Annotated in this window: 13 protein-coding genes; 4 read left to right on the forward strand and 9 right to left on the reverse strand. The window is 71.3% G+C overall.

Annotated elements, in window-relative coordinates; translation table 11 throughout:
- Positions 1 to 32: 32 nt before the first annotated feature.
- On the forward strand, positions 33 to 1,667 hold the full coding sequence (locus B6G06_RS05190; protein WP_240494124.1) for a DEDD exonuclease domain-containing protein: 1,635 nt from the start codon (positions 33 to 35) through the stop codon (positions 1,665 to 1,667).
- Positions 1,668 to 1,730: 63 nt separating this feature from the next.
- On the opposite strand, the gene B6G06_RS05195 is transcribed toward B6G06_RS05190, so the two are convergent.
- Positions 1,731 to 2,183, reverse strand: coding sequence for a hypothetical protein (locus tag B6G06_RS05195; protein ID WP_081171313.1), 453 nt, complete (start codon positions 2,181 to 2,183; stop codon positions 1,731 to 1,733).
- A gap of 185 nt (positions 2,184 to 2,368) precedes the next feature.
- Between B6G06_RS05195 and B6G06_RS05200 the strand changes: the two genes are divergently transcribed.
- Entirely contained in the window at positions 2,369 to 2,995 is a 627-nt protein-coding gene (locus B6G06_RS05200; RefSeq protein ID WP_080462737.1) for a superoxide dismutase, read from the forward strand.
- A gap of 132 nt (positions 2,996 to 3,127) precedes the next feature.
- Here the strand turns inward: B6G06_RS05200 and B6G06_RS05205 are convergent, their stop codons facing one another.
- The 3 genes from B6G06_RS05205 to B6G06_RS05215 all read right to left on the reverse strand — a co-directional run bounded on the left by B6G06_RS05205 (position 3,128) and on the right by B6G06_RS05215 (position 6,430).
- Positions 3,128 to 4,150, reverse strand: coding sequence for an FKBP-type peptidyl-prolyl cis-trans isomerase (locus B6G06_RS05205; RefSeq protein ID WP_081171315.1), 1,023 nt, complete (start codon positions 4,148 to 4,150; stop codon positions 3,128 to 3,130).
- Between the two features lie 70 nt (positions 4,151 to 4,220).
- Positions 4,221 to 4,628, reverse strand: coding sequence for a HesB/IscA family protein (locus tag B6G06_RS05210; protein ID WP_081171317.1), 408 nt, complete (start codon positions 4,626 to 4,628; stop codon positions 4,221 to 4,223).
- Between the two features lie 143 nt (positions 4,629 to 4,771).
- Entirely contained in the window at positions 4,772 to 6,430 is a 1,659-nt protein-coding gene (locus tag B6G06_RS05215) for an ABC-F family ATP-binding cassette domain-containing protein (RefSeq protein ID WP_205635441.1), read from the reverse strand.
- Positions 6,431 to 6,699: 269 nt separating this feature from the next.
- Here B6G06_RS05215 and B6G06_RS05220 point away from each other — a divergent pair, with 269 nt between their 5' ends.
- Positions 6,700 to 8,796 carry a glucose PTS transporter subunit IIA gene (locus B6G06_RS05220; protein WP_081171321.1) on the forward strand — a complete coding sequence of 699 codons (2,097 nt, stop codon included), beginning with the start codon at positions 6,700 to 6,702 and terminating at the stop codon, positions 8,794 to 8,796.
- A 137-nt stretch (positions 8,797 to 8,933) separates the two neighbouring features.
- Here the strand turns inward: B6G06_RS05220 and B6G06_RS05225 are convergent, their stop codons facing one another.
- The 4 genes from B6G06_RS05225 to B6G06_RS05240 form a co-directional block, all read right to left on the reverse strand.
- Positions 8,934 to 9,803, reverse strand: coding sequence for a TrmH family RNA methyltransferase (locus tag B6G06_RS05225; RefSeq protein ID WP_081171323.1), 870 nt, complete (start codon positions 9,801 to 9,803; stop codon positions 8,934 to 8,936).
- A gap of 144 nt (positions 9,804 to 9,947) precedes the next feature.
- Entirely contained in the window at positions 9,948 to 11,108 is a 1,161-nt protein-coding gene (locus tag B6G06_RS05230) for an SPFH domain-containing protein (protein WP_080462743.1), read from the reverse strand.
- Positions 11,109 to 11,176: 68 nt separating this feature from the next.
- Entirely contained in the window at positions 11,177 to 11,617 is a 441-nt protein-coding gene (locus B6G06_RS05235; RefSeq protein ID WP_080462744.1) for an NfeD family protein, read from the reverse strand.
- Positions 11,618 to 11,716: 99 nt separating this feature from the next.
- A complete protein-coding gene (locus B6G06_RS05240; RefSeq protein WP_081171325.1) occupies positions 11,717 to 12,535 on the reverse strand; it encodes an ABC transporter ATP-binding protein in 819 nt (272 codons plus the stop codon).
- Positions 12,536 to 12,703: 168 nt separating this feature from the next.
- On the opposite strand from B6G06_RS05240, the gene B6G06_RS05245 reads away from it, so the two are divergent.
- Entirely contained in the window at positions 12,704 to 13,453 is a 750-nt protein-coding gene (locus B6G06_RS05245) for a hypothetical protein (RefSeq protein ID WP_080462746.1), read from the forward strand.
- A gap of 65 nt (positions 13,454 to 13,518) precedes the next feature.
- Here B6G06_RS05245 and glgA read toward each other — a convergent pair whose 3' ends face one another.
- Positions 13,519 to 14,748, reverse strand: coding sequence for a glycogen synthase (gene glgA, locus B6G06_RS05250; protein WP_080462813.1), 1,230 nt, complete (start codon positions 14,746 to 14,748; stop codon positions 13,519 to 13,521).
- Positions 14,749 to 14,879: the final 131 nt, after the last annotated feature.

The following is a 14,879-nucleotide window of genomic DNA, read 5'->3' on the forward strand; positions in this document are numbered from 1 at the left end:
TCACCACCGGGACGCAGGGCTCCTTCGAGGATATGGGCACACCCCTGCGCGAGGCGACCTTCGTCGTCGTCGACCTGGAGACCACCGGAGCGGGCCCCGGAGCCCACGCCATCACCGAGATCGGGGCCGTCCGCGTGCGCGGCGGCATCGTCGACGACGAGTTCTCCACCCTGGCGAACCCCGGCGCGCCCATCCCCGCCCAGATCACGCTGCTCACCGGGATCACCAACGCCATGGTCGCCACCGCGCCGGCCCTTGAAGAGGCGCTCACCGCCTTCCTGGCCTGGTTCCGCCGGGCCCGCCCGGCCGGCTCCGGGGCCGCCGGCCCGATCCTCGTGGCGCACAACGCCCGATTCGACGTCGGCCACCTGCGCGGCGCCGCCCGCGCGCTGGACCTGCCCTGGGACGAGCCCCGCGTCGTCGACACCCTCGCCCTGGCGCGCAAGGCCTGGTCTCGCTCCAACGTCCCCAACCACAGGCTCGGCACCCTCGCCTCCTTCGTCGGCTCCCCCACCCGACCCACGCACCGCGCCCTCGACGACGCCCGCGCCACTGCCGACGTCCTCCACGCCGCCCTGGAGGCCCTCGCGCCGCTGGGCATCACCCACGTGGAGGACCTGGCCACCGCCGCGGACCCCGTTCCCGCCAAGCGCCGCGCCAAGGCCCGTCTGGCCGACCCGCTCCCCCACGCACCCGGCGTCTACCAGTTCCACTCCCCCTCCGGGCAAGCGCTCTACATCGGCAGCGCCTCCGACCTCCACCGCCGCGTGCGATCCTATTTCACCGCCGCGGAGAAGCGCGGTCGCATCGCCCGCATGCTCGACACCGCCGTGAGCGTGCGCCACATCGAGACCCCCACCGAGATCGAGGCCCGCGTTCGCGAGTTGCGCCTCATCGCCGAGCTCGACCCGCCCCTCAACCGCCGCTCCCGCGCGCCCCAGCGCCAGCCCTGGCTGCGCGTAGCCCAGGGGAGCGGTGGCCTCGGCCCACGCCTGGCACTGACAACAGCGCTGCCCACCGACGACGTATCCGAGGCCGTGGGTCCCTTCCCGTCCCGCGCGACCGGATTGGAGGCGCAGCGGGCCGCCGAGTCGGTCCTGCGGCTGAGCGCCTGGGACGGCACGGGCCCGCGCCGAGTCTCGGGCGATGACTCGCCCGCCGACGCCGCTACCGCGCGCCGGGCCCTGGCCGGACACATCGACCTCGTGGCCGCGCCCATCCTGGAGCGCGTGGCCGACCTGGCCGAGCGCGAGCGTTACGAGGAGGCGGGCGCGTGGACCTCCCGCCTGCGCTCGCTCCTGCTCGGTGCGCGCCGCGCGGAGGCCGCCAGGCCCCTGCTCGCCTGCCCGCACCTCATCGCGGCCAGGCGCCGCGAAACGGGCGGCTGGGAGCTCGTGGCCGTGCGCTGGGGACGGCTTGCGGGCTCGCTCGTCAGCCCGCCCGGCGCGGACCCGCGCCCCTACGTCGACGACCTGCGCGCCACGGCCCAGGTCGTCGCCCGCCCCGAGCGCGTCGGGCAGGCAACTAGCGTGGAGGAGACGCTACTGCTGGCCTCCTGGGTTCTCGACGACGGCGCCCGCCTCGTCGAGGTCGACGCAGATCCCTCCGTCCTGGCCTGGCCCATCGGCGCCGCCGCCCGCCACCGACGAGTCATCGACTCGGGTTGATGCGAGAAACTTCGGATGATTTCGGCTGAGGAGTGGGGGATCCGGTCCGCCTCAGTCCTCCTGTCAGCCCGCCGCGACGACGCTGCCCCGGCGGGCGCGGAGCGCCGCGACGATGCCCTCCTGGAGGGCCAGTGGCTCCAGGGGCCGGGGAACGACGGCCTCCGCCTTGGACCAGGCGGCCAGCCAATCATCCTGGGGGCGGGCGGTCAGGAGCAGCACCGGTGGGCGGCGGTCCATCTCGGTGAAGAGCTCGTGGGCCAGGCCCATGCCACCGTACTTCTTGACCTCGCCGTCGAGCACGAGCGCGTCGAAGGGCCTCCGGCCGGCCTCGGCCCGGTCCTTCATCGACAGGCGCACGCCCTCGGCGGTAGCCGCCTCGAACCAGGTCACGAGCGGCATTCCCTTGGCGGGGCGGCGGCCGATGCCCTCGATGACCTCGCGGCGGACGTTGGCGTCGTCGGAGAAGACGAGGAGCTCGAGGCGGTCGGCGGCGCCAGGGGAGTCGATGGCGGTCATGAGGTCCTCCGAAGGACGGTCTGGGCGGCAAGGCGTTCAGCGGTCAGTGTAATCACAGCCGGGCAGGGGTGCTCGACTACCCGCACCCGGCTCGGCGACCTACGATGGGAGCACATCCGGGACTTCAGTCCTAGCGCTTCGTCGCGCCGGGCTGGGTCCGCCCACCGACCTGAAAGGCACGCCGCATGGCCGTCTACACCCTGCCCGAGCTCCCCTACGACTACGCCGCCCTCGAGCCCCACATCTCCGGGCGCATCATGGAGCTCCACCACGACAAGCACCACGCCGCCTACGTCTCGGGCGCGAACGCCGCGCTCGATGCCCTGGCCGCCGCCCGGGACGCGGACAACTTCGCCGCCATCAACCAGTGGGAGAAGGATCTCGCCTTCAACCTGGCCGGCCACACCAACCACACGCTCTTCTGGAAGAACCTCGCCCCGAACGCCGGCGGCGAGCCCGAGGGCGAGCTGGCCGAGGCCATCAAGGACTCCTTCGGCTCCTTCAAGCAGTTCCAGGCCCATTTCACCGCCGCCGCCCTGGGCATCCAGGGCTCGGGCTGGGCGATGCTGGCCTTCGATGTGCTGTCCGGCAAGCTGGTCATCTTCCAGCTCTTCGACCACCAGTCGAACCTGCCCGCGGGCACCCTCCCCCTCTTCCTGGTGGACATGTGGGAGCACGCCTTCTACCTCGACTACCTCAACGTCAAGGCCGACTACGTCAAGGCCATCTGGAACATCGCCAACTGGCAGAACGTCTCCGAGAGCCTGGCCCTGGCCACCGCCACGCGCTCCGAGATCCTCAAGGCATCCTGAGCCGCGCTGCGGGGCCCGACTGCGGACCCGGGCCCGGGATGAGAAGGGCCCCGCGACCGATCGTCCGGTCGCGGGGCCCTTCTCACCCTCCCCTGAGCGGCGCTGCCACTCCCGGGTGAGTGGTGAAGCCGGTCAGAGGGCCTCGCCCAGGTCCATCACGTAGGCGAGCGATGGCGCCGAGCCGTCCGGGGCGGGCGGGGTCAGCACGATGACGCGTGATCCGGTGGGCACCCCTTCCAGGCCCTTGAGCTGGGCCGTCTGCACAGTCTGGAGGACGCCCTCCTTCCAGGTGGAGCCGGTCCGGGAGCCGTCCCATGTGGAGAAGGCGACGTTCGCCGCAGCGGTGGCACCCGCGGGCAGGGGCTGCCCCGTACCTCGGGCCAGCACGATGACCTCGGGCGCGGTGGGCTCCGCCGTACCCGGGGCCACGCTGATCGTCGCCTCGGAGCCGAGCGCTCCGGTCACCGTGATCCCGCGGGCGGTCGCCGTCTCCTCGCCCTCCATGGTGGCCGTGGAGACGGCGGATTCGACATCTTGGGATGAGGCCTTCGAGACGATCTCGACGACGAACACCAGCGGGCCCTGGGGAGGCTTCCGCGCGGCGGCCTGCGTCTGGCCGCCGGTCATGCCCTGCCCGTAACCGAGCTCCGGCGGGATCGACATGAGCACGCGCTCGCCAACCCTGTGTCCGGCCAGCCCGCAGGTCCAGCCCGGGACCACCTGCTGGAGGCTGAAGGGGGTCGGGGCCCCGCGATCGTAGGAGGCATCGAAAGTGGCGTCGCTGCCCCACTCCCAGCCGGCGTACGAGGCATTGACGATGTCGGAGCCCGAGACCGCCTCTCCCGTCCCCTCGTCGAGGGTCTTGACGGTCAGATTCGCCGGCGCGGCCTGGCCGCTCCAGGCAAGGGTCGGCTTGGCGCCCGCATCGCCGCTGACGGTCGGCAGTGCGGCCGAGTCGGAGTCGATGGTCAGCGTCGAGCAGTCGACCCTGGCCAGGGGCGAGACCGTGGCCGCCGGCGCATCTGCCGCGTCTGCCTGCTTGGAACTACCGCCGCAACCGGCGAGGGTCAGGCCCGCGGTCAGCGCGATCGCGCCGAGGGCGAGGCCGCGGCGCTTCGCGCGGCCGACGGTGGGAAGGGGGAGGAAGGAAGGCACTACTCGCCTCTCGGGTCGGTGAGAAGTCCTGCCGCCGCTGATGGCGGCGGCAGGACCCGCTCAGTGAGGATCAGTGGAAGGACTCGCCGCAGGCGCAGGTGCCGACCGCGTTCGGGTTCTCGATGGTGAAGCCCTGCTTCTCGATCGTGTCCGCGAAGTCGATCGTCGCACCGGACAGGTAGGGCACGCTCATGCGGTCCACGACCACCTCGACGCTCTCCATGGCGCCGCCACCGGTCGGGAAGGCGCGCACGGCGTCGCCGTCGAGGGAGCGCTCGTCGAAGTAGAGCTGGTAGACGAGGCCGGAGCAGCCACCGGGCTGCACGGCGACGCGCAGCCGCAGGTCGTCCCGGCCCTCCTGCTCCAGGAGGGAGGCGACCTTGGCGGCGGCCGCCTGGGTGAGGAGGACCTCGTGCTCGGGCGACTCGGTGGTCCCCATGGCCGTCTCGGTGCTCGTGGTCTCAAGAGTCTGGGTCATGACTGTCTCCGTACTGTCTGCGAATCGTCCCCGTCGATCGACGTGGTTATTCACGACTACCTTACGTCCGCGCCCCTCGGATCACCGAGTGACGGCACTCACCGGAGCGCACGAGCCTCTCTCGGCCTCCTGCCAAGCTCCGATCAGGCCATGGACACGAGATCGAGGTAGTCGTCGCCCCACAGGTCCTCGTCTCCGTCGGGCAGCAGGAGCACCCGGTCGGGATTGAGAGCGCTCACCGCGCCCTCGTCGTGGGTGACGAGCACGACGGCTCCGGTGAAGGTGGACAGCGCCCGCAGGATCTCCTGGCGGCTGGCCGGGTCGAGGTTGTTCGTGGGCTCATCGAGCAGCAGGACGTTGGCGCTGGAGACCACGAGGATCGCCAGGGCCAGGCGCGTCTTCTCCCCGCCGGACAGGACTCGGGCGGGCTTATCCGCGTCCGCTCCCGAGAACAGGAAGGAGCCGAGCACGCCGCGCACCTGGGTGTCGTCCATCTCCGGGGCGGCTGAGCGCAGGTTCTCCACCACGGTGCGGTCGTTGTCGATGGTCTCGTGCTCCTGGGCGTAGTAGCCGATCTTGAGGCCGTACCCGGGCAGGATCTCGCCGGAATCCGGGGTCTCAACACCGGCCAGGAGGCGCAGGAGTGTCGTCTTGCCGGCGCCGTTGAGGCCGAGGACCACCACGCGAGAGCCCCGGTCGATCGCCAGGTCCACCCCGGCGAAGACCTCCAGAGAGCCGTAGGCCTTGGACAGCCCGGTGGCCTTGAGCGGCGTCTTGCCGCAGGGGGCTGGGTCCGGGAAGCGCAGGCGGGCGACCTTGTCCGCCTGCTGCTCGGCCTCAAGGCCGGCCATGAGCCTCTCGGCGCGCTTGAGCATCTGCTGGGCGGCGACGGCCTTGGTGGCCTTGGCGCGCATCTTCTCGCCCTGGGCGCGCAGGGTGGCCGCCTTCTTCTCCGCATTGGCGCGCTCGCGGCGGCGCCGGTGCTCGTCGTCGGCCCGTTGCTTGAGGTAGGCGTCCCAGCCGAGATGGTAGACGTCGAGCGCGCCGCGGTTGGCGTCCAGGTGCATGACCTGGTTGACGGTGTCGCGCAGGAGCTCGACGTCGTGGCTGATAACGATGAAGCCGCCGGAGTAGGCGCGCAGGTGGTCGCGCAACCAGACGATGGAATCGTGGTCGAGGTGGTTCGTGGGCTCGTCGAGGAGCAGCGTGTCGGGGTGGGCGAACAGGACGCGGGCGAGCTCGACGCGGCGCCGCTGGCCACCGGAGAGCGTGCCGATGGGCTGATCGAGGATGCGGTCGGGCAGGGAGAGCGCCGCGGCGATGCGGGCGGCCTCGGAGGCCGCGGCGTAGCCGCCGGCCATGGTGAACTCGTGGTCGAGGCGGGTGTAGCGGTCCAGGGCCTTGGCCATGGCGTCGCCCTCGGTGGTGGCGATGCGCTCCTCCGCCTTGCGGATGCGGGCCAGGAGGGAGTCGATGCCGCGGGCCGACAGGATGCGGTCGCGGGCGATCTCGCCCAGGTCCCCGACCTTCGTGTCCTGCGGCAGGTAGCCGACGGTCCCGTTGCAGGAGATCGTGCCCTCGTGCTCGACGGCGTCCAGGCCGTGGCGCTCATCGCCGTCGGCCACGGCCTGGCCGGTGCCCTGGGCCACCGAGGCGGCGGCGAGGAGCTTGGTCATCGTCGTCTTCCCGGCGCCGTTGCGGCCGACGAGGCCGATGCGCATGCCCTTGTCGACGCGGAAACTGGCACCGGCCACGAGCCGGCGGGCGCCGATGCGCAGGGTGAGGTCCTGGACGTTGATCACGGCGGACATGCTACGGGGCGCGGCGGCGCGCTCCCGACGGAGCCGCGCGGACGAGGGCCGGGTTCCCGCTCCGGTACGACGGGTCACGCTCCCGGTACGACGCCGAGACCCGCGCAGGATTGAGGCAGCCCTCACAGGGCTGTAACATCTCAGCAATGCGGCATCCCCGTGCCCGTCCGCCCGCGCGGCCGATCCCTGGGCCCGGAGAATCGCTATGCCGACGGCACTGCCCGCCGTCGGGCCATACGTCAGAAAGGCACCCCCACGCCATGACCACCACCACGAGCACGCCCGAGGCTATCCTCGACGCGGTCGGCGGGGCGGACAACATCGTCCACCTCACGCACTGCGCCACCCGCCTCCGGTTCGAACTCCACGACGCCTCGGTCATCGACAAGGCCGCCGTCGAGGCCATCCCCGGAGTCCTCGGCGCGGTTCCCCAGTCCGGCGACCGCTACCAGATCGTCATCGGCGGCGCCGTCCAGGGCGTGTACACCGAGATCATGAACCTGCCAGCGATGAAGAAGAGCGCCGGGGCCGTGTCCGACGCCGACGTCAAAGCGGCCGCCCGCTCCAAGGCCCGCGGGAAGAACGCGATCATCGACGCCTTCTTCGAGTACCTCTCCGACTCCTTCCGCCCGCTGCTTCCCGTGCTGCTCGGCGCCTCGCTCATCATCGCCTTCGAGGCGATGCTCGACGCGCTGGGCGTCGTCGACTTCCGGGACGACGCGGCCAAGGGCGCCACCTGGGTCTTCGTGGACTCCATGTGGCGCTCGGTGTTCTACTTCCTGCCGATCATGGTGGCCTACAACGCCGCCAAGAAGCTCAACATCGACCCCTGGGTCGGCACGGCCATCATGGCCGCGCTGCTGACCCCGAACTTCATGAGCCTGAGCTCCAAGGCCTACACCGAGACCGCCGAGGGCTCGGGCATGTTCGCCGAGGCCCTGAAATTCTCCGACCAGGTCACCTGCACGATGAACCCCACGCTGGGCACCGAGTCCTGCGTCGCGCACATCTTCGGCCTGCCCATGCAGCTCAATGACTACGGCGGCCAGGTGTTCGTCCCCCTCATCATGGTCGCGGTTCTCGCGCCGCTGTACAAGGGTCTGCAGAAGCTCATCCCGGTCAATCTCCAGATGGTCTTCGTCCCCTTCCTCTCCTTCGTCATCATGATGCCGGTCACCGCCTTCCTCCTGGGCCCCATCGGAGTGTGGGCCGGCAGCGCCATCGGCGCCGGCCTGGCATGGCTCAACAGCAGCGCTCCGATTGTCTTCGCGATCGTCATCCCGCTGCTCTACCCCTTCCTGGTGCCGCTGGGCCTGCACTGGCCGCTCAACGCGCTCATGCTCATCAACATCGACACCCTGGGCTACGACTTCATCCAGGGCCCCATGGGAGCCTGGAACTTCGCCTGCTTCGGCGCCACCGCCGGTGTGCTCGTCCTGGCCATCCGCGACAAGGACCGCGTCATGCGCCAGACCGCCTCGGGCGCTCTCGCCGCAGGCCTCCTCGGTGGTATCTCCGAGCCCTCTCTCTACGGTATCCACCTGCGTTTCAAGCGGATCTACCCGCGCATGCTCGTCGGCTGCGCCGTCGGCGGTCTCATCGTCGGCATCGGCGGTGGCCTGAAGGCCTCGACCTTCGTGTTCACCTCCCTGCTGACCATCCCGGTCTTCTCCCCGATGTTCCTCTACGTCGTGGGCATCGCGGCGGCCTTCACCACCGCGATGGTGCTCATCATCCTCACCGACTACCGCACGAAGGAGGAGCGCGCCGCCATGGCCGCTGCCGCCGGCGGCACCGCCGAGGCCTCCGCCGAGGACACCGCTGCGGATCTGGCGCTCGAGGCCAGAGCCGCTAGCGCTGCCGGTGCCACTGCTGAGGCGCTCAAGCCCGGCACGGTGACCGAGATCGCCTCTCCGCTCGTCGGTGATGTCACGGCCCTGGCCGATGTGCCAGACCCGGTGTTCTCCACCGGGGCCGTCGGTGCCGGCGCCGGCGTGACGCCCTCGGGCGAGATCGTCGTGACGGCCCCCGCTGCCGGGACGGTCGTCGCCGCCCCCGCCTCTGGCCACGCCTACGGCATCAACCTGGACAACGGCGTCGAACTGCTCATCCACGTGGGCATCGACACCGTCAACCTGGAGGGCAAGGGCTTCGACGTCAAGGTCAAGCAGGGCGATCGGGTCGAGGCCGGCCAGGAGCTCGTGCGCGTCGACCGCGCCGTCGTCGAGGAGGCCGGCTACTCGCTGACCACCCCGGTGCTCGTCACCAACACCGCGAAGTTCGCCTCCGTCGAGCTGGTGGCCTCCGGCAGCATCGAGCGGGGCGCCACGCTCCTGCGCATCACCGCCAAGGATTGATCCTGGACTGATCCTCTGGCGAGGACTGACCGGACGGTTCCGGTTCTGAGGGTCGGCGCCCGCTGGGGCGTCGGCCCTCAGTTTCACCGCCGCGCTGGGAAGAGCGGGCAGGAGCCCGGGATCGAGAGCCGGGCCCCTCAGCCCTCCCCCGGGACTCGCAGCGCCCAGAAGGCGACGGCGGCCGCGGCGGCCACGTTGAGGGAGTCCACTCCTCCGGCCATGGGAATGCGCACGACGGCGTCGCAGGCGCTCACGGTGCGCCGTCGCAGCCCGTCGCCCTCGGTGCCCAGTACAAGGGCGACTCGGGATCGCGGGGAGGCGCAGGCGGGTGAGGCGGCGAAGGCGTCGAGGCTCATCGAGTCCTCGGACAGGGCCATGGCCGCCACGGTGAAGCCCGCTGCGTGGAGGTCATCGAGGGCCGGCCAGGGATCGATGCGCGTCCACGGCACCTGGAAGACGGTACCCATGGAGACGCGCACGCTGCGCCGGTAGAGCGGGTCGGCGCAGCGCGGTGTGACGAGCACGGCGTCCATCCCCAGGGCGGCCGCGGAGCGGAAGGCCGCGCCCACGTTCGTGTGGTCGACGAGGTCCTCGAGAACCACCACCCGGCGGGCGCCCGTTCCCCCGCGGGCCGCCGCGAGCAACTGGGGGACCGGGGCGAGAACAGGGCGGTTCATGGCTGCAAGCGCTCCCCGATGGAGGTGGAATCCGGTGATGGACTCCAGCACAGCCTCCTCGGCGACGTAGACGGGCACGGGGCCGCCCTCGGGATCGCCCTGGCAGCCGAAGGCCGCTGCGATGAGCGGCGCCATCTCGTCCAGGTAGCGGGGGGCCATGAGGAAGGAGCGGGGAGCGTGCCCCGCCTCCACGGCCCTGGCGATCACCTTGGTGGATTCGGCCATGTACAGTCCGCGCACGGTCTCGAGGCGGCGGCGCAAGGCGACGTCGGTCAGGCGCGTGTAGTCGGCGAGGCGGTCGTCATTGCCGTGCTCGACGGGGACGATCATCGCACGGCTCCCTGGTGGAGGGGACGACAGGGGACGGGAACGAGCGGGGAGCGTGAGGGGACGGGCAGCACAACGGGGAGACTAGGACGGCCGGTCGGCCGATTCCATGTCTCCCCGTTGCGCCATCGGGTTTTGGGACGCGCCTCACCCCTGCTGCGGGGGCTCGGGCTCCTGGCGGTGCGCGCCGCCCCGCGACGGCGGGAGGGAGGAGGTCACCGGGTTGGCCCCACCGGCGGACTGCGGCGCCTCGGCCGCCTCCTGCGAGGCGGAGGCCGCCTCGCCGCGGGCCTGCGCCAGGGCCTCCTCGGGGGTCTGTAGGTTCGTGGCGGCCAGGTCGGAGGCGATGTCGAGACCCGTCTCCATGCCGGCCAGATTCACCTGGGCCTCACCGGAGTCACCAGCGTCGGCGAAGGCGGCCGACGGGCCGTCGACGCCCTTTCCGCCCAGCGCACCGGCGATGCCGTTGAGAGCCGCGGTGAACTCCGTAGGCACCACCCACATCTTGGAGGACTGCCCGTCGGCGATCTTGGGCAGCGTTTGCAGGTACTGGTAGGCCAGCAGCTTGGGGTCGGGATTGCCGCGGTGGATGGCGTCGAAGACCTGGAGGATGGCGCGGGACTCGCCCTGGGCCTTGAGGATCGCGGACTGGGCCTGGCCCTCGGCCCGCAGAATCGCGGACTGCTTATCGCCCTCGGCCGTGAGGATCTGGGACTGCTTGACGCCCTCGGCCGTGAGGATGGCGGCACGGCGGTCGCGCTCAGCGCGCATCTGCTGCTCCATGGCGCCCTGGATGGAGGCGGGCGGGTCGATGGACTTCAGCTCCACATTGCCCACGCGGATGCCCCAGCGGCCGGTGGCCTGGTCGAGGACGCCGCGCAGTTGACCGTTGATCTGGTCGCGGCTGGTCAGCGTCTGCTCCAGGTCCATGGCACCGATGACGTTGCGCAGCGTGGTGACGGTGAGCTGCTCGATCGCCTGAAGGTAGTTGGAAATCTCGTAGGTGGCGCGCTTGGGGTCGTTGATCTGGTAGTAGATGACCGAGTCGATGGACACCACGAGGTTGTCGGAGGTGATGACCGGCTGCGGCGGGAAGGACACAACCTGCTCGCGCAGGTCCACGGTGGTGCGCACGCGGTCCAAGAAGGGCACCAGGAGGTGCATGCCCGCACCGTACTCGGCCTGGAACTTGCCCAGGCGCTCAACGATGATCGCGTATGACTGGGGCACGATCCTCACGGCGCGCACGATCGCCACGAGGACGAGCAGGAGGAATAGGCCGAGGATGACGAGGATGGCGTTCTCCATATCAGCTCCTTGATCCGTAGATATGGGGCCGCCGCGCGAGGGCGGGCAGGCCCCGGGTCAGATTCTGGTCAGTCGGTGGGGGCGACGACGGCGGTGGCGCCGTCGATCGACAGGACGGTGATGGGGGTGCCGGGCTCGAGGCGCACGCCGCTCCCCTGGCCCTCGGTCAGGCGGGCGCTCCACTCCGCGCCGCCCAGGCGGACGCGCCCGCCCAGAGTGTCCACGGCGGTCAGGGTGCGCCCGGCTGAGCCGATGATGGCGTCCGCGTTGGTGCGCATCCCCGGCGCCGAGGAGGATATGCGGCGCTTGAGGACCGGGCGGACGGCGAGGAGCAGCAGGCCGGCGATCCCGGCGGCCACGATGACCTGCAGCCACAGCGGCGCCCCCAGGAGGGAGGCGCTCATGCCGCCGAGCGCGCCCCCTGCGAGCATCAGGAAGGTGAGATCGGCCGAGAGGGTCTCGACGATGGCCAGGATGAGGGCGGCGCCAAGCCACCAGGCCCATTCCATAGGGCTCTCGCTTTCTGCCCGATGACTGGGCTGTGGTTGACGAGTGGGACGGGGATGGGGCCTGCAGGGCCGATCGCCCAGACCGGATCCGGGCCCGGCTCAGGACTGGTGATCACCGGAACGAACGGCGGGGCCGCTGAGTCCGCGGGCGGTGAAGCGCCCGCGATCCCTCGCGATCTCCAGGGGCAGGCCGAAGGCGGCCGACATGGTCGAGCTGGTGAGAACCTCGTCGAGCGCTCCAGCGCCCACGGCCCGCCCGTCGCGCAGGGCGAGGGCGTGGGTGAAGCCCACCGGGATCTCCTCCAAGTGGTGGGTGACCATGATCATCGTCGGGGAGGAGGGCGTGGCCACGATCTGGCTGAGCGCTCCCAGCAGCTGCTCGCGCCCGGCGACGTCGAGCCCCGAGGCGGGCTCGTCGAGGATGAGGAGCTCGGGGTCGGGCATGAGGGCGCGGGCGATCTCCACGCGCTTGCGCTCGCCGGAGGACAGGCTCGCCCAGGGGCGCTCGATGAGCGCGCCCGAGCCGAGCGCCGTGAGCAGCGCGGTAGCGCGCTCGGTGTCCTTGTCCTCGTACTCCTCCCGCCAGACGCCGATGCGGCCGTAGGAGGCCGACAGGACGATGTCGAGGATGCGGTCGCCCGCCTGGAAAGTGGAGGCCATGGCCGATGAGCTCAGCCCGATGCGGGGGTGGAGCTCGGAGATGTCCACCCTGCCCAGCCGCCGCCCCAGGACCTCCACGGCCCCGGAGGAGGGGAAGAGCCGGGCCCCCGCGATGCGGGCGGCCGTGGTCTTGCCAGCGCCGTTGGGCCCGAGGACCACCCAGTGCTGCCCCTCGTCGACCCTCCAGGAGAGGTGGTCGAGGATCTGCGTGCTCCCGCGGTGGAGGGAGACGTCGTCGAGGAGAAGAACACGGGTCACGGGATCACCCTATCCCACCCGCGTGACCTGAGCCGCAAGCACTCGCGAGGAACTCTCCCCTCCTCGATCGAGACCGGTCCAGCGGGGACGGGGTACCGGCATTTTACGTCCCCGCAGCGCGGTGCGGCCTCGCAATCGCAGCGCTCCCAACGGTTTAGGGTGCGCAGCGTGACTGACCTCGACCTGCGCCCCTCGATCCTGCTCGCCCTGTGGCTGCCCGTGCCTTCCTCGCGTGGCGCCGCTGCCGTCGAGGGCGCCGACGGCGCCCACACGGTCGCCGCTCCGGAGCTCGGCGGCGAGGTGCCCCTGCTGGAGTGGATGACCCTGGTGGGACGGCCCGAGCGGGTGGCGGCGGTTTTCCCCAGCCCCTCCGATCCCCTGCCGGGACTGGGCTCGGCGCTCGACGCCGGTGAGGCGGTGCTGCTGCGGACCGCAGCAGCACGAGGCGGCCCGCATGAGGCCCGGACGCGCCTGCTCATCCCCGAGCCGTCGGGAACGAGCGCGGTGTGGCGCCTCGTCGATCTGGGCACTGGGCCCACGGGCCCCGCTCCGGCAATCCCTCCCTTCGATGCCGCGCACGCGCGCACCCAGGTTCATGCGGCGACGGAGGAGGCCATCGAGGCGCTCACCGAGCTGGACCTGGCCCGGGAGCGTCCCGAGCTGGCCGACGATCTGACGGATCTCATCACCGCTGTCGCCGACCCGCGCCTCCTGCCACCGGGGATGGACCAGCGGCGCCGCGAGCTCCTGGAGCGCTCACTTCGCCTCCTGGGCATCTGCGAGATCGCGCTGGACGACGACGGCGCCGCGGCGACGGCACTCCAGGCCGAGCGGAGGGCGCGGGTGCTGCGACCTCTGCGGGACACCGCGCGCCGCGGCGTGGCCGCGGCGACGGACTGGTGGGCCGGGGCGCGCTGAGGACGCCCCGGTCCCGGCCCGCCCCGGAGCCTGTGCGAGACCGAGGCGGGACCGCGATCGAGAGATCAGCCGCGATCGAGCACCCAGCGGTAGACCTCCATCGTGCGCTGGGCGATCGCCTCCCAGGAGAAGTGCTGCTCAACGCGAGTGCGAGCCGCCCGGCCCATGCGCCGGGCCAGGGCCTCATCCATGACGAGCGAGGTGAGGCGCTCGGCGAGGTCCTGGATGAAGGTCTCGGGCTCCACGGGGGTCCCGGTGCCGTCGGTGACCTGCTCGATGGGCACGAGGAGGCCGGTCTCACCGTCGACGATGACATCCGGGATGCCACCCGTGGCCGAGCCGACGACGGGCAGCCCGCAGGCCATGGCCTCGAGGTTGACGATGCCCAGGGGCTCGTAGACGCTCGGGCACACGAAGACGTCGGAGGCGGACAGGACGGCGATGAGCTCGGGCCGCGGCAGCATCTCCTCGATCCACACCACGCCGGTGCGCTTCTCACGCAGCCCCGCCACGAGGCCCTCGACCTCCGCTTTGATCTCTGCGGTGTCCGGTGCGCCGGCGCACAGGATCACCTGGACCTCGGCGGGCAGGAGCTCGCAGGCGCGCAGCAGGTAGGGCAGGCCCTTCTGGCGGGTGATGCGTCCGACGAACACGATCGTGGGGCGCGAGGGGTCGATGCCCAGTCGTTCCAGGACGGCGGTGGATGCAGCGTCGGCCTCTGGGCCGGTGGGGCGCTGCCAGGCGTCGAGGTCGATGCCATTGTGGACCACCTTGACCCGCTCGGGGTCGATGGCCGGGTAGGAGCGCAGGATGTCGGCGCGCATGCCGTTGGAGACGGCGATGACGCCGGCGGCGGCCTCGTATGCGGTGCGCTCGGCCCAGGAGGACAGGGCGTAGCCCCCGCCGAGCTGCTCGGCCTTCCACGGGCGCAGGGGCTCCAGGGAGTGGGCGGAGATGATGTGCGGGGCGCCGTGGAGGAGGGAGGCGAGGTGACCGGCGAGGTTGGCGTACCAGGTGTGGGAGTGGACGATGTCGGCGCCCTCGCAGCCAGCGGCGATCTCCAGGTCGACGCCGAAGGTGCGCAGCGCCGCGTTCGCGCCATCCAGCTCCGCGATCTCCGGGTAGCCTGTGACGCCGTCGTCGGCCCCCTCACTGCCCGGGTCGCGGGGCCCCCCGAAGGCGTGGACGCGCACATCGGCCAGGGGCCGCAGCACGCGCGCGAGCTCGTTGACGTGGACGCCAGCGCCTCCATAGATGAACGGCGGGTACTCCTTGGTAAGCAGATCGACTCTCAGTGACGCCATGTGCCTATGCCTCCTCGGCTGCGCGTTCGGGGCCGCCCTGCGGGCCAGGGCGCCGTCGGCCGTGATGCGGGCCTCAGTGCAACCGTAGCGGGATCGGGCGGTGCGCCGCCGGGGTTTCAGCC

This window comes from Actinomyces gaoshouyii, assembly GCF_002076915.1.
Taxonomy (GTDB): domain Bacteria; phylum Actinomycetota; class Actinomycetes; order Actinomycetales; family Actinomycetaceae; genus Actinomyces; species Actinomyces gaoshouyii.

What these genes read in the sequence shown, in the direction of transcription:
- B6G06_RS05210 (WP_081171317.1), bottom strand. Translation starts at nt 4,628, where the DNA reads ATGACCCAGACTCTTGAGACCACGAGCACCGAGACGGCCATGGGGACC.
- B6G06_RS05230 (WP_080462743.1), bottom strand. Translation starts at nt 11,108, where the DNA reads ATGGAGAACGCCATCCTCGTCATCCTCGGCCTATTCCTCCTGCTCGTC.
- B6G06_RS05190 (WP_240494124.1), top strand. Translation starts at nt 33, where the DNA reads ATGGGCACACCCCTGCGCGAGGCGACCTTCGTCGTCGTCGACCTGGAG.
- B6G06_RS05195 (WP_081171313.1), bottom strand. Translation starts at nt 2,183, where the DNA reads ATGACCGCCATCGACTCCCCTGGCGCCGCCGACCGCCTCGAGCTCCTC.
- B6G06_RS05225 (WP_081171323.1), bottom strand. Translation starts at nt 9,803, where the DNA reads ATGATCGTCCCCGTCGAGCACGGCAATGACGACCGCCTCGCCGACTAC.
- B6G06_RS05235 (WP_080462744.1), bottom strand. Translation starts at nt 11,617, where the DNA reads ATGGAATGGGCCTGGTGGCTTGGCGCCGCCCTCATCCTGGCCATCGTC.
- B6G06_RS05220 (WP_081171321.1), top strand. Translation starts at nt 6,700, where the DNA reads ATGACCACCACCACGAGCACGCCCGAGGCTATCCTCGACGCGGTCGGC.
- B6G06_RS05200 (WP_080462737.1), top strand. Translation starts at nt 2,369, where the DNA reads ATGGCCGTCTACACCCTGCCCGAGCTCCCCTACGACTACGCCGCCCTC.